The sequence below is a fragment of the Ruegeria sp. CH6 genome (assembly GCF_056537005.1).
On record NZ_JBQFQS010000002.1, the window covers coordinates 286,350 to 305,255 of the forward strand.

Sequence of the window (18,906 nt, forward strand, 5' to 3'; positions counted from 1 at the left end):
CGGCGGCGTCACTCGGTTTACACCCCGCCGCAACCTAACGTCATCCAAGAGGTCGCAATGACAATCGCGTTCGTTTTCCCCGGGCAGGGTGCCCAGACCATCGGAATGGGCAAGGCGCTGGCTGACGCATATCCAGCCGCGCAAGCCGTGTTTGATGAAGTGGATGAGGCACTGGGTGAGAAGCTCAGCACACTGATCTGGGAAGGCGACATCGAAGATCTGACTTTGACACAGAACGCACAGCCTGCATTGATGGCGACGTCGATGGCGGCGATGCGTGCGCTTGAGGCTGAAGGTGTTTCGATCGGCAAGGCGTCTTTCGTAGCCGGTCATTCGCTGGGTGAATACTCGGCATTGGCTGCTGCTGGTGCGCTGTCCGTTGCCGATACAGCTCGTCTTCTGCGGACGCGCGGTCAAGCAATGCAGAGCGCCGTGCCGGTGGGTGAGGGCGCGATGGCTGCAATTCTTGGTTTGGATCTGGATGCTGTGCGTGCAGTTGCAGAAGAGGCTGCTCAGGGAGAGGTTTGCCAGGCTGCAAATGACAACGATCCGACACAGGTCGTGGTCTCGGGGGCCAAGGCTGCCGTTGAACGTGCTGCAGAGATTGCCAAGGAAAAAGGCGCGAAGCGTGCGATTATGCTGCCGGTCAGTGCCCCTTTCCACTGCGCTTTGATGCAGCCTGCAGCGGATGTGATGGCCGAGGCGCTGGCTAAGGTTGAGATCAAAGCACCTGCAGTGCCATTGGTTGCCAATGTGCGCGCCGAAGCGGTCACTGACCCGGATCTGATCCGCCAGCTGCTGGTCGAGCAGGTCACGGGTTCGGTTCGCTGGCGCGAGAGTGTTCAGTATATGGCTGCACAGGGTGTGACCGGTGCGTGGGAAATTGGCGCTGGCAAAGCTCTGTCCGGTATGATCCGCAAGATCGAGCGGTCCATTGCATGTCAGGCGGTTGGTACACCTGAAGATGTTCAAAAAGCCATTCAGGCAGACGCCTGATCATAATTTCTCGTCACTTTCGACGAACCAAGAGGGAAACCGAATGTTTGATTTGACTGGTAAGAATGCTCTGATCACCGGAGCTTCGGGCGGGATTGGCGGTGACATTGCACGTTCACTGCATGCGGCGGGCGCGACCGTTGCGCTTTCTGGAACCCGGGTAGAGCCTTTGCAGGCACTTGCCGATGAACTGGGTGAGCGCGCGCATGTGTTGCCGTGCAACCTGAGCGATCTGGAGGCTGTGGCCGCGCTGCCGAAGCAAGCGGCCGATGCGATGGGTTCGGTAGATATTCTGGTGAACAACGCCGGTATTACACGCGACAATATCTTCATGCGGATGTCTGATGACGAATGGCAGAGCGTGATTGACGTGAACCTGACCGCAACGGCAAAGCTGTGTAAGGGTGTGCTGCGCGGCATGATGAAGGCGCGCTGGGGCCGGATCATAAACATCTCATCCGTCGTCGGTGCAACCGGTAATCCGGGTCAGGTAAACTATGCAGCATCCAAAGCCGGCATGGTTGGTATGACCAAATCACTGGCCTATGAGGTCGCAAGTCGTGGAATCACAGCCAACGCAGTGGCGCCTGGCTTCATTACGACTGCAATGACTGCAAAACTGACAGATGACCAGAAAGAGGGCATTCTGGGACAGGTGCCAGCAGGTCGGATGGGCGAACCGTCTGAAATTGCTGCGGCAGTTTTGTACCTTGCAAGCCCCGAAGCAGGATATGTTACCGGAACCACCTTGCATGTGAATGGCGGTATGGCCATGTTGTAGGCGCTGTCGGAGGCAGGTGCGAAAGCGTTTGCCTCTTGCGTAGTCTGTGTTATTAGGCGGCGCATAAATGCAGAGGCCGGTCATTTTGGTCGGCCTTCAACTTTCCCGGTGACCCGGGACGCAAACCGCCCGGTAAGGGCAAACAAAGCCACCCCGAGCGGGCAAGGGCAGAACCGGGCAAAGCGCCCTGAAATGGAATGAGGAATAGACATGAGCGACGTCGCAGATCGCGTTAAAAAGATCGTTGTTGAGCACCTGGGTGTTGAAGAAGACAAAGTGACCGAAAACGCTTCCTTCATCGACGATCTGGGCGCGGACAGCCTGGACACCGTTGAGCTGGTTATGGCCTTCGAAGAAGAGTTCGGCATCGAGATCCCTGATGACGCAGCCGAGACCATTCAGACCTTTGGCGACGCCGTCAAATTCATCAGCGAAGCTTCCTAAGAGTTTCGAAATTGATCAAAAGCGGCGCTTCCGGGCAACGGAAGCGCCGTTTTTTATGCCTGCAAGAAATTCGAGCTTGCGTGGTGAATCTCGGGTTTGCACTGTGAACCAGAGGCAAAACCTGAGCGGGCAAGGGCATGATAAGATCCACCCCGATGATAAATACTGCGCGTCTGACGCTGTGCGCGATGCGACCAGAGGATTTCAATCGGTTCGCCGAAATCTGGCGTAATCCCTGTGTTGTGCGACATATCGGTGGCAAGCCCCGCAGCCGTGGCGAAGCCTGGGATTCCTTTCTGCGAAACGCAGGCCACTGGCAGATGGCCGGATTTGGTCAATGGGGCGTGGTCATGCAGTCGAATCGCGTACTCATTGGGCAAGCTGGATTCTTCTACGGCAATCGATGCCTCGGTGAGGATTTTGATACTTTCCCCGAAGCAGGTTGGGTGCTTGCTCCTGAGGCGCAGGGGCAGGGGTTTGGTTACGAGGCCGCGCAGGCTGCACATGACTGGTTCGACAGGGTCATTCCCGGGCCGCTTGTGGCGTTGGTGGATGCGACCAATACTGCTTCGCAGAGCCTTGCCGGGAAACTGGGATATGTGAAACTGCGCGAGTCTGTATACAATGATACGCCGGTTCATTTGTTTCGCCGCGACGGACCGCCTGCACGGATCTGAAACATATCCGGCCGGATGAGTGCCGCAAATAGAACCCGGTTTGCCGATACTGTAAAATGTGCACGCAATTGCCGCTTGTATGTTATTCTGGATTACCAGAGCGTAGGAGCGGGCTCATGATGATTTACCCCACCATGGAATTGCAGAATGGCCGTTGTGTCACATTGGACAAAGGCCGTCTGGACGAAGCGATGATCTGGCATGTCGACCCTGCCGAAACTGCGCGCGGATGGTCTACGGCCGGAGCAGAATGGATGCATCTGACCGACTTCGATGCGATCGAAGGCCGTGATACCAATGCTGAGTTGGTAGAGGAGATTATTCGTACAGCAGAAATGCCGGTACAACTGGCGGGTGGTATGCGCAGCCGTGAACAGGTCGAACATTGGATCGACAAGGGGGTCGGTCGCATCGTCATCGGCACTCTCGCAGCGCGCGATCCGCATCTGGTCAAGGAACTTGCCAAATTCTACCCGGACCAGATCGTTCTCGCGGTGGACGTCTGGCAGGGATACGTCATGACCGAAGGTTGGCGTAGCCAAAGTGCATTCACGCCCGAAGCGTTTATTGATGCGTTCGAGGGTACGCCCTTCGCTGCGATCCTTGTCACGGATATCGACAGCGACATGGAAGATGTAGAAGCGCAGCTCGGCTTGATCTCGGGGTTGGCAGCGCATTCTCGTACGCCAGTGATCGCAAGCGGTGTGGTCCGCACGGCTGATGACATTTCGCGACTGGCTTACATTCACAACATTTCCGGCGCGCTGGTCGGTCGGGCGCTGTTCCGCAAGTCGCTGGATCTGGCCGAGGCTTTGGACGTTGCCAAAGCTGCTCATGAACCGGTGGCACAGTTCCAATAAAGCTGCCGAATTAAACGATGATCCGCTTCTTCTGCTTTCTGGAAGGGGCGGAATTCGTTATTTCAATTCGAAATCTCCGGTTCAGAAGCCAGTTCTTACCCGTTTTGGCGGTATGATGCCGGTAGGGAATATGCTGTTGCTCTTGCCCCCGGACCCCGGGCCGGGGTATGAGCGGTTCTCAAACAGGAAGCAGGCAAGAGGCATTTCATGCGCAGAGTCGTTGTAACCGGTCTGGGATTGGTCACTCCTTTGGCCAGCGGGGTCGAGGAAACGTGGTCACGGTTGCTGGACGGAGAGTCGGGCGCGGGCCCAATCACTCAGTTCGATGCCGAAGCGAGTGGTGTAACCACCACCTATGCCTGCGAGGTTCCGCGCGGCGACGGGACAGACGGCACATTCAATCCTGACGACTGGATGCCGCCTAAAGAGCAGCGCAAGATCGAGGACTTTATCCTCTATTCAATCGCAGCTGCCGAAATGGCCTGCAAAGATGCTAACTGGTTGCCCGAGGACGAAGAATCGCGCCTGCGCACAGGTGTGCTGATCGGTTCCGGCATTGGCGGTCTCGGTTCTATTGCCGATACTGCAAACCTGATCCGAGACAAGGGCCCGCGTCGGGTTTCCCCTTTCTTTATTCCGGGTGCGTTGATCAACCTTGCCTCTGGTCAGGTGTCGATCCGCCACGGGTTTAAAGGGCCTAACCATTCCGTCGTAACGGCCTGTTCAACAGGTGCTCATGCTATTGGCGACGCAAGCCGGATCATCCGCGCGGGCGATGCGGATGTTATGGTCGCTGGTGGTGGCGAAGGTTGTATCTGCGAAATCGGTATTGCCGGTTTCAATGCGTGCAAAGCGCTGTCCACCAAGTATGCTGACGATCCGAAGAAAGCCAGCCGCCCATACGATATTGACCGCGATGGGTTCGTTATGGGCGAGGGTGCCGGCATTGTGGTTCTAGAAGACTATGAACACGCCAAAGCGCGCGGTGCCAAGATTTACGCCGAAGTGCTGGGCTATGGCATGTCGGGCGATGCTTATCACATTACTGCACCGTCTGAGGATGGTGATGGTGCGGAACGTTCGATGAAAGCCGCGCTGCGCAGCGCCGGACTTGAGCCGAATGATCTGGACTACATTAACGCGCATGGTACTTCGACCATGGCCGACACCATTGAACTGGGTGCAGTTGAGCGTCTGTTGGGCGAGCACGCGAGCAAGGCGACCATGACCTCAACGAAATCGGCCACAGGCCACCTGTTGGGGGCAGCCGGTGCAATCGAGGCGATTTTCTCAATCCTTGCTATTCGCGATCAGGTCGCGCCACCGACGATCAACTTGGACAATCCGGCTGTTGAAACTCCGATTGATCTGGCACCTAACGCCAAGCGCGAGCGGGAAATCAACGTTGCACTGTCGAACTCGTTTGGATTTGGCGGCACCAACGCCAGCGTGATCTTCGGAAAGGTCAGTTAAATGTGGCGGGCTCTGGCGTCGAACATGCTGACCATCCTGGTGGTTGGCCTGTTTTTGATGGGTGGTCTGATCCTGTGGGGGCAGTCGCAATACAAGGCCGAGGGCCCGCTTGAAACCGCCATGTGCCTGCAGGTGAAGCCCGGGTCGAACATGACCAGGGTCAGCCGCGAGCTTGAGGATCAGGGAGCGATCAGCAGCGCCACGATATTCCGGATGGCAGCCGACTACGCTGACAAGTCTCAGCAGTTGAAGGCAGGCAGCTTTCTGGTGCGTGAAGGCGCATCGATGGAAGAGATCGTCGATGAGATCACGCGTAGTGGCGCCAGCACCTGCGGAACCGAGATTGAATACCGTATCGGCGTGACCCGAACCCAGACGCGCGTGCGCGAACTGGATCCGGCGACACTGAATTTTGTCGAAATCGCTTCGTTCGAATTCGGCGAGGATGAAGTTCCTGCAGTGTATGGTGAGAAGCGGAATGAGGCGGATACCCGCTATCGCATCTCTCTGGCTGAAGGGGTGACAAGCTGGCAGATTGTAGAAGCTCTGAAATCGGTCGACATGCTGGCGGGAGAAGTGGCTGAGATACCTGCTGAAGGTATGCTGGCGCCGGATAGTTATGAAGTAACGCCGGGTGAAGATCGAAATGCAGTTCTGCAGGAGATGCAGGACAAACAACAGCTAAGAATTAACGCCGCTTGGGAAGCGCGTCAGGAGGGTCTGCCGCTGGAAAGCCCCGAAGAGATGTTGATCCTTGCCTCGATCATCGAAAAGGAAACCGGCGTTCCGGAAGAGCGCGGACAGGTCGCCAGCGTCTTTGTGAACCGACTGAACCAAGGCATGAAGCTGCAGACGGACCCCACGGTGATCTACGGTGTTACAAAGGGACAGGGTACTCTGGGTCGCGGTTTGCGGCGTAGTGAGCTGAATAGGCCAACCCCTTGGAATACCTATCAGATTGATGGTTTGCCGCCAACACCGATTGCAAACCCGGGTCTCGCAAGCCTTGAGGCAGCGGTATCGCCTGATCAAACGAACTACGTGTTCTTTGTGGCTGATGGTACGGGCGGGCATGCCTTTGCCGAGACACTGCAGGAGCACAATCGGAACGTTGCCAAATGGCGCGAAATCGAAGCCGAGCGGAATTCGGGTAACTGACCCTGTTAACAAAAGTTCGAGGCCATCTGCGTCTTTGCGCGGATGGCTTTCTTGTTCGGTGAAAGAAGGTGTTTTTGGATAATTCGTGGTTCGCGACGAACCCTGAATTTCAAAGGCCTTAATCGAGAATGCGGGCTTTTGAAGTTTCGCTTCCAAATGCCGAGCTTCGAGATATCTTAGCACATATCAATGCGACCCACCGGACAGCACAACTGGGGCGCAGACCAACCGAAGTTTTCAGCTAATTGCGACTGGCAGTCACGAGGATCAAAGGGCACAAGCCACTCTGATCCTCGAGTTTGGTTATGCAGCCGGACGGCGACGCGGACGCCGTTTTTTGTTGGTGGGTTTTGATGCACCTTCAGGCTTGAACTGTGGTCCTCGTCCCCGGCGGGGGCCATTGCCGCGGCGTCCTGTTGGTTTCTTGGGCTCCACAGCTTCGGGCATGGTCCCACTGGCCACCGGGATTTCGATCTTCATCAGTTTCTGGATCTGACGCAGCAGATCTACTTCTTCCGCCGAACAGAACGCAATTGCTTCGCCTTCGCGACCTGCGCGAGCTGTGCGACCGATGCGGTGGACATAGTTGTCAGGAACTTCGGGCAGGTCGTAGTTGATCACATAGGCAACGCCCGGGATGTCGATACCGCGCGCTGCAACATCGGTTGCTACAAGCACGTTAATCTCGCCCGCGCGAAAGGCCTTGATTGCACGATCGCGCTGTCCCTGGCTTTTGTTGCCGTGAATCGACGCAGCGTTGTAACCATCCGCCACCAGGCCCTTCATCAATTTCTCAGCACCGTGTTTGGTGCGGGAAAAGACCAGCGTGAGAGCGTCGGTATCCTGGGATAGGATTTCGCGCAGCTTTGATGGTTTTCCGGGTTTGCTGACGAAGTGGATCGATTGGGTGATCTTGTCTGCTGCCTTGCCGGGAGGCGAGACCTGAACTCTTTGTGGGTTGGTCAGGTAAGCGCGGCTGAGTTCTTCCATCTGCTTGGGCATGGTGGCCGAGAACAACATTGTTTGGCGCGGTGTGCCCAGCTGTGGAGCAATCTTTCGAAGCGCGTGAATGAAGCCGAGATCCAGCATCTGATCAGCTTCATCGAGAACAAGGTGCCGTACCGAGCTGAGGTCAACGGCACGACGCTCCATTAGATCGATCAAGCGCCCGGGGGTCGCGACGAGAATATCCGTGCCTCGTGCCAGGAACATGATCTGCTTATTGATCGACTGGCCGCCAACTACTGTCGCCACACGCAGTTTGGTTTTCTTTGTGAGGTTGCGCAGGCTGTCAGCGATCTGGTTCACCAGCTCACGGGTGGGGGCAAGGATCAGCGCCTTGGCAGTTTTGGGGTCCGGCTTACCGGGCTGGGCAAGCAGATGGTCGATCAGTGGCAAGCCAAAGGCCAACGTTTTGCCGGTACCGGTCTGCGCCAACCCAAGAATATCATGCCCGTTCAGCGCCAGCGGGATTGCCTGGTTCTGAATTGGAGTGGGTTGAGTGAAATTGGCGCTTTTGAGCGCATCGTTAAGCGCTGGCGCAAGGCCAAGCATGTCGAAGTCGAACAATTAACTATCCTTTTGCGCCCATGAGGATGACTCATGGACAAGTCATGACGGGCCGCATCCGCGACCGACAGGGGTTGTGCGAAACCTCAGAAGATGCAAGCGCACCCTGCATCATCTGGTCGTCGCGTCAAGAACCCTGCGTGAATGGGAACTGGTGGAAGTCTGGCGCTGTGGGGGCTGTTCAGGGCCCACGTGCTCACGCGGCAGCGCGGTGTTGTGGCCGCTCATGCGGGGTATTGGGGGAAATGTCAAGTTTTGCCTCCAATCCGGGTTGATCTGGCGCTGGTTTAACGACGCAGGGATGTGTACTCAGAATATCCGAAAGCCATTCGTTGGAGCTTTGACCTTGAAAACTATTGGATCGATTGTTTTTGCGGGCCTTCTAGTGGCCAGCGATCCGGTTTCCGCCGAGGTTGATACATGTCTGGCCGAACCGACGCGCGATTGCGTGTTTGGTCTCGCGACCGAGGCTGCCGAGGCCGATTATGATCCTGGCTATTGGATGCGGAGCACCCTTAGGATTTTGGTTCATCAGGAGCGTTCGGGTGCGCCTGATCACGCAGAAACGCGGGCAGCGTTTCTTGCCCATTTTGCAGAAAAATGGCCCGATGTGGCACGGCAAGGCGCACTGTTGAGGTTTCATTCAGACGTTTTGATTGGACCGTTGATGAACGAAGCGCCGGAAACGGCGGCGGATTTCGCGACGTATATTCTCGATCTCATGCCGGAGATTGAGCCCAAGAGGCAAAAACACGCAAAGGCCGCGGCGGGCTATTTCCTGATGTTTGCAGGAGATCGAGCAAAGGTTGAAGCGCTGCTTGAGGCGGCAACTGCCGAAGAGCGGGCCTTGCTTGAGCGCGAAGTGGTCAATGTTCTGATTCTGCAAGGGCGTTATTTGGAGGCGCTGCAACTTATCGAGACAGCTGGGGTGCCCAAGGAGCGGTTATTTCTGAAGGCTGACAGCATTGATACTCTTGTGAAGAAGAAAGAATATCAGAATGCGCAAGATCTTGCAGGTCATCTGCTGGATGCTGAAAATCGCGCTTTGCATCTGTCAAACATAGCCTTGGCCATGGCGATGGACGGCGAGGTAGATGGGGCTCTGGAACTGCTTGAGTTCATGAAGCAGCAAAATCTGGATCGCTACGATTCGAGCACCGATGACTTTGCCCTTGTCCATGCGGTTGCGGGCGATACGAAACAAATGGAGTTGCTGATTTGGTCCATTGAAAATTCTCATGTGTATTCGAGCGTCACAGTCGACGGGATCAGAGCCGTTCATGCGGCATCTAGCGGGAACAACGGCGAGATATTACTATATTTGCAGGATGCAGAGGATCGCTTTGACTACGAGCGACGGTTGTGGACCGTGGGGCGTGCTTATCTGCAATCCGGTTACAATGACTTGTCGCTGTTGGGTCTAAGTATTCCTGCAGAATATCAACGCGAAGGATTGGGTGTTCTTGGGTATTTGCAGGTGCAGCAAGGGGATATAGAAGGTGCTCTGGACACGTATGAGGACCTTTGGCGTTTGCACCCCAACTCAAATGGGCGTTCTGTCTTTGATGACCGAAATTTCGCGCTTGAGCGATTGATGATAGCGCAAGGTAGGGTTGGGGAAGCGATCAAACTTGCCTATGAGCGCAAGGATTCCCCGGCGTTGTCGTTTCTTGCAACGATGGTTCCGTAATGCGTTGCACCGCCTTTACGGGAATTGTTTTTGGTAAACCCAGGTGAGCGATTGTTGAGCTCTGTCTTAATGTTTCGTTCGGTTTCCGTACGCACCGTGTTGCGTCCATGTTGCGTAACTCATTGACTTTGCGAACTTAATCGTATACACCTTGTGTCATGCTAGAAGAAGTGGGCGACGGCCCCGGGGCGACCCGGTGGCCGTTTTTCGTTTCTCTCGTGCGGAGAAAACTCACGCATGAGGTCACAGGCAAACATGACTTTGATTACCCCGGAAGAGCGGATGTCCCAGACGGCAGAACTTTTGCAGTCGCTTGAGGCATCCATTCGCGGTTTGCGGCAGGCAGCGGAAGAACTGCGAAGGCAAATCGGAACCGGGGAGGATGCAGATCTTGCTGGTTCAGCCAAGCAACTCGGGCAGTTAGAGGGGCTGATCCGAAGTTGTCAGAAAGTGGAGACAAGCTTTGTCGAACAACATCACAGACAAGCCGGAATTGCCCAAGGGGGATACGCGCTCGACCTTAACCGAGCTCGATTTGAGGTCGGGTGCCGGTTGGCTCGCCTCCGCACCTGTTGCGCTGCAGGACAGATATCTGAGTGAGATCGGGGAGGGAGGGCTTAGTGCCCTTCCTTTCCTGTTCGAGTTCTGGGCGTTGCCGCATCAGTTGCCACCCGCGGGCGAATGGCGGTCATGGGTCATTATGGGTGGGCGTGGGGCCGGCAAGACGCGGGCCGGGTCTGAATGGGTACGGTCGATGGTCGAAGGGGCAAAGCCTTTGGACAGTGGTGAGGCCAGTCGGGTGGCGTTGATCGGTGAGACCTTTGACCAGGTGCGCGATGTGATGATCTTTGGGGATAGCGGAATATTGCAGTGTTCTCCGCCGGATCGTCGACCTACCTGGAAGGCATCGGAACGGAAACTGATCTGGCCCAACGGGGCCGAGGCGCAGGCGTTTTCGGCGCATGACCCAGAGGGGCTGCGCGGGCCGCAGTTTGATGCGGCCTGGGTGGATGAGTTGGCCAAGTGGAAGAAGGCTGGCGAAACGTGGGATATGCTGCAATTCGCGTTGCGGTTGGGGGATCGGCCTCGGGCCTGTGTGACGACCACACCGCGGAATGTGAAGGTTTTGAAGGAGTTGCTGGCGTCGCCCTCGACCGTGCAGACCCATGCGCCGACTGAGGCGAACCGGGCCAATCTGGCGGATTCCTTCTTAGATGAGGTGCGCGCGCGCTATGCAGGCACGCGGCTGGGGAGGCAGGAGCTGGACGGGGTGCTGTTGTCGGATGCCGAAGGGGCGTTGTGGACCGGATCGATGCTGGAGGCGGCGCGGTGCGCGCAGGTGCCTGCGTTGGATCGGATCGTCGTGGCGCTGGACCCGGCGGTGACGGCGGGGGCAGATGCGGATGCTTGCGGGATCGTGGTCGTGGGGGCTCGGGTGCAGGGATCGCCCGAAGACTGGCGCGCCTATGTGCTGGCCGACCGGACGGTGCAGGGCGTCGGTCCGGCAGGCTGGGCGCAGGCGGCGATTGATGCGATGGATGAATTCGGGGCCGAACGGCTGGTGGCCGAGGTCAATCAGGGCGGTCAACTGGTGGAAGAGGTCGTGCGGCAGGTGGACCCTCTGGTCCCGTTCCGCGCGGTGCGGGCGTCACGCGGCAAGGTTGCGCGGGCCGAGCCTGTGGCAGCGTTATACGAGCAGGGGCGGGTGGCGCATGTGACCGGGCTGGACGCGCTGGAGGAGCAGATGTGCCAGATGACCGCGCGGGGGTTTGAGGGGCCGGGTTCGCCCGACCGAGTCGACGCGCTGGTCTGGGCGCTGCATGAATTGGTTGTGGGGCCTGCGGGGGTGTATCGGCGACCTAGAGTGCGGGCTTTGTGAAGATCGTTAACGAACGTCACAGCGCTACCAAAGATTCGAAGTCCAATTTATTGACCGCAGCTAACCGGTAAAGGCGCAATACTGCTTTTGATAATGTTGAAGTAATACCAGAAGGTGTTGAGGTTGCTCAACGTCCTGCAATTCTCGCATCCCAAACGAGTAGAGCTTCACGGGAGAAAACTCCATGGAACCGTAAAGGTCTCCGGTCCCATATGGAGTAGGAGTGTACGGTTTGATAAACCTAAACACTATCTCTCCCCACTGAACACCCTCCGCGAAACTGACTATACCCCAATCCGCGCTGTCCGGATCACTGGGATCTGGTAGTACAGTTCTTGTGAGATCAAAAGTGATGCCATGTGTTCGTATGCCTTGTGCCGTCGTTTCTTCATTTTCGGCAGTCAGATTGCAGCCGTCTAATTTGATATATTGCCGGAAACGAATTTCAGGGAACCAAACGCGATTGCCAATTTTGTTTCCTCTTTGAACCAGCCGCGTATCGGAAGATTTTTCGATCTCTTGAGCAAGCGATGATTGCGCGTCTTCGGCAAGCGCCATGTTGCAATTCAAGGCCAACAGAGAAATCAGAAGTGAGGCCATTCTGACGTGACTAATCATCAACGATTCAGATCCTTACAAACGTTTGCAAAAGCGCGCAACTTTCGAATATGGTCCTCAATTGACATCAGCGCGCCAAGTTGTAAATGGTTTGGAGTGTGCAATCTGAGGGTGTTGGAAATGTCCTACAGAAAAACTTATTTTTTACTTGTTACCTTGGTGCTCCTTGGGTGTTTCGGCGCGCTTTGGTACTTTGATCAGCCCGGGTTCACTGGGAAGCACAGAATGGGAACTTTGCTGGCTACAGCATTGGTAATCGCAGGTCTAACAAGGCATTACTTTGTAGGCATGCGGGACGACGACTAGCACCAGCGGTTAAGCCTTTGGTGCTCTGAGCATTTCTTTGACGGATATCCACCCGTTGCCAATCCCCCGTACGCCCCATTCCCGAGGCTTAAACTTCTTTCCGTCATAACTCCTTTCAACAAGCCGGGCAGAGCGGCGGCAGAAAGGAGCACAGATGGTATTCGATTTCTTGCGTCGTGGATCGGCTGGCGAGGCGCCCGAGGCGAAGGCGAGCGCGGCGGGGCCTGTGGTGGCGTGGCAGACGAGCGGGCGCGTGGCGTGGAGCCCTCGGGACGCGGTGTCACTGACGCGGACCGGGTTTTCGGGGAACCCGGTGGGGTTTCGCTCGGTTAAGCTGATTGCCGAGGCGGCGGCTGCTCTGCCCTTGGTGCTGCAGGATCAGGCGCAGCGTTTTGATACTCATCCGATCCTGTCGCTAATGCGCCGTCCGAATGCGGCGCAGGGGCGGGCGGAGTTGATGGAGGCTTTGTTCGGGCAGTTGCTGCTGTCAGGCAATGCCTATGTCGAGGCGGTTCAAGCCGAAGAGGGGCTTCCGGTTGAGTTGCATGTGCTGCGCTCGGACCGGATGTGCGTGGTGCCGGGGGCGGATGGCTGGCCCAAGGCGTATGATTACGCGGTGGGTGGCAAGAAGCACCGGTTTGCGGCAGAAAATATCTGTCATATCAAGTCGTTCCACCCTCAGGACGATCACTATGGGTTCTCGCCGATGCAGGCGGCGGCGATGGCGATCGATGTGCATAACAGCGCGTCTCGGTGGTCGAAATCGCTGTTGGACAATGCGGCGCGGCCTTCAGGGGCGCTGGTCTGGAAAGGCGATGGTCATGGGGTGATGGCCGAGGATCAGTTCCGGCGTCTGTCCGATGAGATCGAGCAGAACTATCGCGGGGCGCGCAATGCTGGCCGTCCGATGGTTCTGGAAGGGGGGCTGGACTGGAAGCCAATGGGCTTCTCTCCGTCCGATATGGAGTTTCAAAAGACCAAGGAAGCCGCTGCCCGCGAGATCGCGCTGGCCTTTGGGGTCCCGCCGATGCTGCTGGGGATCCAGGGCGACGCGACCTATTCGAACTATCAGGAGGCCAACCGGGCGTTCTATCGCCTGACCGTGCTGCCCCTGGTGACGCGGGTGGCGGCGGCGGTGTCGGAGTGGCTGGCAGGGTTCTCGGGTGAGGATTTGGTGCTGAAGCCCGATCTGGATCAGGTGCCCGCGTTGTCGGCGGAACGGGATGCACAATGGGCGCGGGTCAACGGGGCCGATTTCCTGTCGGATGCCGAGAAGCGCGCTTTGCTGGGGCTGCCGGAACGTGCGGATGTCTGACGGGTATCCTCCGTTCGAATGTGCGCCGGGCCTGCGTCTGGCTGCGCATGAACGGGTGGCGGAGATTCAGCATGCGCATCTGTGCAGGCGGTTGGATCAGATCGAAGAGATGATGGAGCGGTTGGAGCGTCGGCTTTGGTTGACGGTCTACGGTGTGGCGGCAGTGATCCTAGCACAGGCGTTTCAGTCATTTCTCACGTCTACGACGTGAAATCAAGTACTTACGAGGAGATGTTCATGGAGTTGGAGCATAAATTCGCGCGGTTCGGCGATGGGCTATCCGTGACCGAGGACGCTGTGATCGAAGGCTATGCCAGCCTGTTTGGTCAGGCTGATCAAGGCAGCGATGTGGTGCAGCGTGGTGCGTATCGCGGATCGCTTGATACGCTGGCGAAGGCGGGTCAGCGGGTCAAAATGCTGTGGCAACACGACCCGGCGCAGCCCATCGGTGTCTGGGATGAAGTGCGCGAAGACGACAAGGGCCTGAGGGTCAAAGGGCGACTTCTGGAAAGCACGCAGAAGGGTCGCGAGGCGGCGGAGCTGATCCGGGCGGGTGCGATGGATGGCCTGTCGATTGGGTATCGCACCAAGCGGGCCGTGAAGAATGACAAGGGCCAGCGGGTCCTGACCGAACTGGAGCTTTGGGAGGTGTCGCTGGTGACCTTCCCGATGTTGCCCAGTGCGCGGGTGGCAGCGAAGGGCATCGAGCCTGACGTTGAGAACACCTGGCGCAGTATTGCTGAGGTGTTCAACGACGCCCGGCAGGAGCTGGCGCGGACCTAGCGCGCCTCAATACCCACCCAAAAACAGGACATGCTGATGAGCAAGACCGAGACCCCGGCCTTGACCGGAGAGGGTGCGCCCCTGGTTCAGGAGGTGAAGCAGGCGATGGCTGGCTTCGTGAATGAATTCAAGGGCCTGAAGGCTGAAGTTAAAACCAAATTGCAACAGACAGAAGAGCGACTGACTATGCTGGATCGTAAATCAACCATCGCGGCGCGCCCGCATCTTGCGGCTTCGCTTGAGGACGGAGCCCCGCATCAGAAGGCCTTTGATGCCTATGTGAGATCAGGTGAAGATGACGGGCTGCGCGGGCTTGAGATGGAGGCCAAGTCGCTGTCCAGCGCGGTCAACAGTGAGGGCGGCTATCTGATTGACCCACAAACGGCTGAGACCATCAAATCCGTTTTGAATTCCACCGCTTCGATCCGTTCCATTGCGTCTGTGGTGAATGTAGAGGCGAATTCGTTCGATGTACTGATCGACCATACTGATGTCGGCGCGGGCTGGGCCGACGAGAGCTCGGCCACAACCGAGACTTCGACACCGACGATTGACCGCATCTCGATCCCATTGCACGAGCTCAGCGCTTTGCCCAAGGCGTCGCAGCGCCTGTTGGATGACAGTGCCTTTGACGTCGAAGGCTGGCTGGCGGCGCGTATCGCAGACAAGTTCGCGCGAGCCGAGGCAGCGGCGTTCATCAATGGGGATGGCGTGGATAAGCCCAAGGGTATCCTGAACCACGGCACGATGGCCGAGGACAACTGGTCCTGGGGGCGTCTGGGTTATGTGGCTTCCGGCATTGATGGTGGTGTTGATGCGGACACTATTGTCGATGTGGTCTATGCGCTGGGTGCACAGTATCGGGTCAATGGCACCTTTGTGATGAACTCGAAAACCGCAGGTGTGATCCGTAAACTGAAGGACAGTGATGGCCGCTTCCTGTGGTCGGATGGTCTGGCCGCGGGAGAGCCTGCACGTCTTATGGGCTATCCGGTGCTGATCGCGGAAGACATGCCGGATGCGGCGACCGACAGTTTCTCGATCGCCTTTGGTGACTTTCACTCTGGCTACACCATTGCCGAGCGACCTGATCTGCGTGTGCTGCGCGATCCGTTCAGCGCCAAGCCGCACGTTCTATTTTACGCGACCAAGCGCGTGGGCGGCGACGTGAGCGATTTTGCCGCGATCAAGCTGGTGAAATTCGGCACCGCCTAAGCGGTGACGGATCCGAGGGGTCTGGTGCCCCTCGGACGGCGGGCGCGAGCCGGGGTGAATCCCCTGCGTTGTCTAGCTGCTCCCCTCCGTCCGAGCAACGTGGGGCGGCGCGTGCCCGTCATTTTCCAAGAAGCGGCCCCGGAGGGGTCCGAGATTGCGGAGTGAATGGATGATGTTGATCGAAGAAACCGCCATCGCGGATGCGGCGCTGCCGGTAGATCAGTTCAAAGCACACCTGCGGCTGGGAACGGGTTTCACCGAAGCCACCGTGCAGGACGAAGTGTTGAAGGGGTTCTTGCGTGCAGCAATCGCAGCGATTGAGGCGCGCACGGGCAAGGTTCTGATCGAGCGCGAGTTCTCGTGGAGCCTGAACAAATGGCGCGACCAGGCGGGTGAGATTTTACCGGTTGCACCGGTGACGGAGATATCTGTGATGACGATGTCGGATGCGTCAGGATCCGAAACCGCAGTGGTGACTGATGCCTATCGGTTGGAGCGGGATAGTCAGCGGCCCAGATTGCGCCCCAAAGGTGCGAGTCTGCCTGCGATTTCTATCGGAGGTTCGGTCAAGATTGCCTTTATTGCTGGCATGGCAACAGATTGGGGTGGCCTGCCGGCTGATCTTGGTCAGGCGGTACTGCTGCTGGCAGCGCATTACTATGAATATCGAGATGAAACCGCACTGGGTGATGGGTGCATGCCCTTTGGTGTGACCAGTCTGATCCAGCGCTACCGCATGGTGCGCTTTGGGGCAGGGGTGGCGCGATGAAGGCACCGCATTTGAATCGGAAGCTGGTGCTGGAGTCACCAGTGAGAACTGCTGACGGAGCGGGTGGATACACCGAGACCTGGGAGGCTTTGGGAGAGCATTGGGCCGAGATCACTGCCCGTACTGGTGCAGAGCGATCAATCGCCGGAGTGCCTGTTTCGCGGGTTAGCTATCGCATCGTGGTGCGGAATGCACCTCAGGGATCGACAGCGCGACCTGCACCGGATCAGCGATTTCGCGAGGGTGAGCGCCGTTTCGTAATTCGCGCTGTCGCGGATCGGGACGCTCGAGGTCACTACCTGACCTGCTTTGCTGATGAAGAGGTGGCGGCATGAGCTATGGCGTTTCAGCTGCTTTGCAAGCGGCAGTGTATCAACAGCTTTCGAATGACGCGCAGGTCAGCGCGCAATCTGGCGGTGCAATCTATGACGCCGTGCCCACTGGGACAGTTCCCCAGACTTATGTGTCGCTGGGTCCGGAAGAGGTTCGTGAAGCCTCGGACCGGTCCGGCGCGGGCGCGGTGCATCGGTTCACGGTTTCGGTGGTATCCGAAGCAGCCGGGTTTGGCGCGGCCAAAATACTGGCTGGCGCGGTCTGTGATGCGCTTGAGGATGCGCCTTTGACCTTGGATCGTGGTCGGCTTGTTGGGCTGTGGTTCGAGCGTGCTTCGGCCAGGCGTACCGGCACCGGTGGCGCAATTCGTCAGATCGATCTGAGATTTCGCGCGCGCGTGGAAGACAATTAAGCAATCATTGGAGAGAGCATATGGGTGCCCAGAATGGTAAGGACCTACTGGTCAAAGTAGACATGAACGGATCGGGTCTGTTCGAGACAATCGCGGGGCTGCGCGCCACACGGATCAGTTTCAACGCCGAAAGTGTGGACGTGACATCTCTGGAAAGTCAGGGCGGATGGCGAGAACTTCTGTCGGGGGCGGGTGTCAAGTCCGCGGCTATTTCGGGTTCGGGTGTGTTCAAGGATGCAGGAACGGATGAACGGGCGAGGCAGCTGTTCTTTGACGGGGAGACGCCAGGCTTTCAGGTAATCATCCCTGATTTCGGTATCGTAGAGGGGCCTTTTCAGGTGACCGGCATCGAATATGCGGGCTCGCACAATGGCGAGGCGACTTACGAGATGAGCATGGCGAGCGCGGGCGCTCTGACATTCACGGCGCTTTGACCAATGGCCAATCCTTGGACGGGTGAGGTGGCACTGACCATCGATGAAGAGCGGCATGTGCTCAAGCTGACTTTGGGTGCCTTGGCGGAACTGGAAAAAGAACTGGGGGCGGGATCATTGGTTGAACTGGTGCAACGGTTCGAAGGTGGAGCCTATTCCAGCGGTGATGTGCTGGCATTGATTGTGGCCGGACTGAGGGGTGGTGGGGCCAAGGTTACCCGATCCGATTTGCTGAGCGCCGAAATCGAAGGCGGTCCGCTGGCGGGCGCGCGCGCGGCGGCTGAGTTGTTGGCGCGGGCCTTCATGGTCCCCGAGCAAGTATGAGCGGGTTCGACTGGCCCGTCCTGATGCGGGCTGGGTTTGTTGGCCTGCGTCTGACGCCAGACCAGTTCTGGCGTCTGACACCGGCTGAGTTGCGGCTGATGTTGGGGCAAGGCGCGGGGATCCCCGCGATGAACCGGGCAGGCCTGGATGCGTTGCTGTCGGCTTATCCGGACAAGGAACAAGGAGAGCGTGATGACGGATCGTGATGGGTTGGAGGATCTGCAAGAACGTGGCGAGGCGCTGGGCGACTCGCTGGGAGATGCGGCAACCATGGCGGCGGCCTTTGATGGGCAGATGAAACGGATCAGCGCCGCATTTGAGGAAACGGGTAAGGACGTTGCCACGCTGGAACGCGGCATGTCCAGCGGGTTGCGCAAAGCCTTTGATGGGGTCGTGCTGGATGGGATGAACCTGTCGGATGCGCTGGATGTGCTCAAAAACTCGATGATCCGCACTGCATATTCGGCAGCGATCAAGCCTGTAACGGACCACTTCGGTGGGATTTTGGCCAACACCGTGGGTGGATTGGTGCAGGGCATTCTGCCTTTTGCAGATGGCGGCAGCTTTTCACAAGGCAGGGTGATGCCCTTTGCAAATGGAGGGGTGGTCAGCGGGCCGACCACCTTTCCGATGCGGGGTGGTACCGGCCTAATGGGTGAGGCAGGCCCAGAAGCGATCATGCCACTGGCCCGCGGTCCTGATGGAAAATTGGGTGTCCGTAACTCTGGCGGCGGTCGCGCAGTGAGTGTGGTCATGAACATCACCACGCCTGACGTACAGGGTTTCCGCCGTAGCCAAAGCCAGATTGCAGCACAAATGAGCCGTGCTCTGGGGCGCGGCAATCGCAACAGATAATCAGGGGAGCAGGTC

Annotated in this window: 22 protein-coding genes; 20 read left to right on the forward strand and 2 right to left on the reverse strand. The window is 57.7% G+C overall.

What is annotated here, in order from left to right; all coding sequences use genetic code 11:
• Positions 1-57 precede the first annotated feature (57 nt).
• From fabD to mltG, 7 genes are all read left to right on the forward strand, one after another.
• Positions 58-996 (forward strand): ACP S-malonyltransferase, encoded by a 939-nt coding sequence (fabD, locus tag ACR0CW_RS05695; RefSeq protein WP_480787100.1) that lies wholly within the window; start codon positions 58-60, stop codon positions 994-996.
• Positions 997-1,039: 43 nt separating this feature from the next.
• Entirely contained in the window at positions 1,040-1,777 is a 738-nt protein-coding gene (fabG, locus tag ACR0CW_RS05700) for a 3-oxoacyl-[acyl-carrier-protein] reductase (protein ID WP_170330981.1), read from the forward strand.
• A gap of 210 nt (positions 1,778-1,987) precedes the next feature.
• Positions 1,988-2,221, forward strand: coding sequence for an acyl carrier protein (locus ACR0CW_RS05705; RefSeq protein WP_005982462.1), 234 nt, complete (start codon positions 1,988-1,990; stop codon positions 2,219-2,221).
• 137 nt (positions 2,222-2,358) lie between these two features.
• Entirely contained in the window at positions 2,359-2,898 is a 540-nt protein-coding gene (locus ACR0CW_RS05710) for a GNAT family N-acetyltransferase (RefSeq protein ID WP_480787101.1), read from the forward strand.
• A 116-nt stretch (positions 2,899-3,014) separates the two neighbouring features.
• Positions 3,015-3,758, forward strand: a complete 744-nt coding sequence (locus ACR0CW_RS05715; RefSeq protein WP_480787102.1) for a 1-(5-phosphoribosyl)-5-[(5-phosphoribosylamino)methylideneamino]imidazole-4-carboxamide isomerase — start codon at positions 3,015-3,017, stop codon at positions 3,756-3,758.
• A gap of 207 nt (positions 3,759-3,965) precedes the next feature.
• Entirely contained in the window at positions 3,966-5,231 is a 1,266-nt protein-coding gene (gene fabF / locus ACR0CW_RS05720; protein ID WP_480787103.1) for a beta-ketoacyl-ACP synthase II, read from the forward strand.
• Entirely contained in the window at positions 5,232-6,389 is a 1,158-nt protein-coding gene (gene mltG / locus ACR0CW_RS05725) for an endolytic transglycosylase MltG (protein ID WP_480787104.1), read from the forward strand.
• A 303-nt stretch (positions 6,390-6,692) separates the two neighbouring features.
• On the opposite strand, the gene ACR0CW_RS05730 is transcribed toward mltG, so the two are convergent.
• A complete protein-coding gene (locus tag ACR0CW_RS05730) occupies positions 6,693-7,958 on the reverse strand; it encodes a DEAD/DEAH box helicase (RefSeq protein ID WP_480787105.1) in 1,266 nt (421 codons plus the stop codon).
• 346 nt (positions 7,959-8,304) lie between these two features.
• Between ACR0CW_RS05730 and ACR0CW_RS05735 the strand changes: the two genes are divergently transcribed.
• Complete coding sequence (locus ACR0CW_RS05735; RefSeq protein ID WP_480787106.1) at positions 8,305-9,648, forward strand: hypothetical protein; 1,344 nt, start codon at positions 8,305-8,307, stop codon at positions 9,646-9,648.
• Positions 9,649-10,183: 535 nt separating this feature from the next.
• Positions 10,184-11,527: a DNA-packaging protein gene (locus tag ACR0CW_RS05740; protein ID WP_480787458.1), complete on the forward strand. Its 1,344-nt coding sequence runs from the start codon at positions 10,184-10,186 to the stop codon at positions 11,525-11,527.
• Positions 11,528-11,587: 60 nt separating this feature from the next.
• Here ACR0CW_RS05740 and ACR0CW_RS05745 read toward each other — a convergent pair whose 3' ends face one another.
• Complete coding sequence (locus ACR0CW_RS05745) at positions 11,588-12,127, reverse strand: hypothetical protein (protein ID WP_480787107.1); 540 nt, start codon at positions 12,125-12,127, stop codon at positions 11,588-11,590.
• A gap of 478 nt (positions 12,128-12,605) precedes the next feature.
• Between ACR0CW_RS05745 and ACR0CW_RS05750 the strand changes: the two genes are divergently transcribed.
• The 11 genes from ACR0CW_RS05750 (at position 12,606) to ACR0CW_RS05800 (ending at position 18,891) form a co-directional block, all read left to right on the forward strand.
• Positions 12,606-13,766, forward strand: coding sequence for a phage portal protein (locus tag ACR0CW_RS05750; RefSeq protein ID WP_480787108.1), 1,161 nt, complete (start codon positions 12,606-12,608; stop codon positions 13,764-13,766).
• Positions 13,759-13,977, forward strand: a complete 219-nt coding sequence (locus tag ACR0CW_RS05755) for a GTA head formation protein, RCAP_rcc01685 family (protein WP_480787109.1) — start codon at positions 13,759-13,761, stop codon at positions 13,975-13,977. Before ACR0CW_RS05750 ends, ACR0CW_RS05755 begins: the two co-directional genes overlap by 8 nt.
• Before the next feature lie 26 nt (positions 13,978-14,003).
• Positions 14,004-14,549: an HK97 family phage prohead protease gene (locus ACR0CW_RS05760; protein WP_480787110.1), complete on the forward strand. Its 546-nt coding sequence runs from the start codon at positions 14,004-14,006 to the stop codon at positions 14,547-14,549.
• Between the two features lie 36 nt (positions 14,550-14,585).
• Positions 14,586-15,764, forward strand: coding sequence for a phage major capsid protein (locus ACR0CW_RS05765; protein WP_480787111.1), 1,179 nt, complete (start codon positions 14,586-14,588; stop codon positions 15,762-15,764).
• Positions 15,765-15,933: 169 nt separating this feature from the next.
• Positions 15,934-16,533 (forward strand): head-tail connector protein, encoded by a 600-nt coding sequence (locus tag ACR0CW_RS05770; RefSeq protein WP_480787112.1) that lies wholly within the window; start codon positions 15,934-15,936, stop codon positions 16,531-16,533.
• Positions 16,530-16,868, forward strand: a complete 339-nt coding sequence (locus tag ACR0CW_RS05775) for a phage head closure protein (protein WP_480787113.1) — start codon at positions 16,530-16,532, stop codon at positions 16,866-16,868. Before ACR0CW_RS05770 ends, ACR0CW_RS05775 begins: the two co-directional genes overlap by 4 nt.
• Positions 16,865-17,278, forward strand: coding sequence for a DUF3168 domain-containing protein (locus tag ACR0CW_RS05780; RefSeq protein ID WP_480787114.1), 414 nt, complete (start codon positions 16,865-16,867; stop codon positions 17,276-17,278). Before ACR0CW_RS05775 ends, ACR0CW_RS05780 begins: the two co-directional genes overlap by 4 nt.
• A gap of 20 nt (positions 17,279-17,298) precedes the next feature.
• Positions 17,299-17,712: a phage major tail protein, TP901-1 family gene (locus ACR0CW_RS05785; RefSeq protein WP_155151056.1), complete on the forward strand. Its 414-nt coding sequence runs from the start codon at positions 17,299-17,301 to the stop codon at positions 17,710-17,712.
• A gap of 3 nt (positions 17,713-17,715) precedes the next feature.
• Entirely contained in the window at positions 17,716-18,036 is a 321-nt protein-coding gene (locus ACR0CW_RS05790; protein ID WP_170330955.1) for a gene transfer agent family protein, read from the forward strand.
• On the forward strand, positions 18,033-18,242 hold the full coding sequence (locus ACR0CW_RS05795; protein WP_170330953.1) for a rcc01693 family protein: 210 nt from the start codon (positions 18,033-18,035) through the stop codon (positions 18,240-18,242). Before ACR0CW_RS05790 ends, ACR0CW_RS05795 begins: the two co-directional genes overlap by 4 nt.
• Positions 18,229-18,891: a phage tail tape measure protein gene (locus tag ACR0CW_RS05800; protein WP_155151048.1), complete on the forward strand. Its 663-nt coding sequence runs from the start codon at positions 18,229-18,231 to the stop codon at positions 18,889-18,891. Before ACR0CW_RS05795 ends, ACR0CW_RS05800 begins: the two co-directional genes overlap by 14 nt.
• Positions 18,892-18,906: the final 15 nt, after the last annotated feature.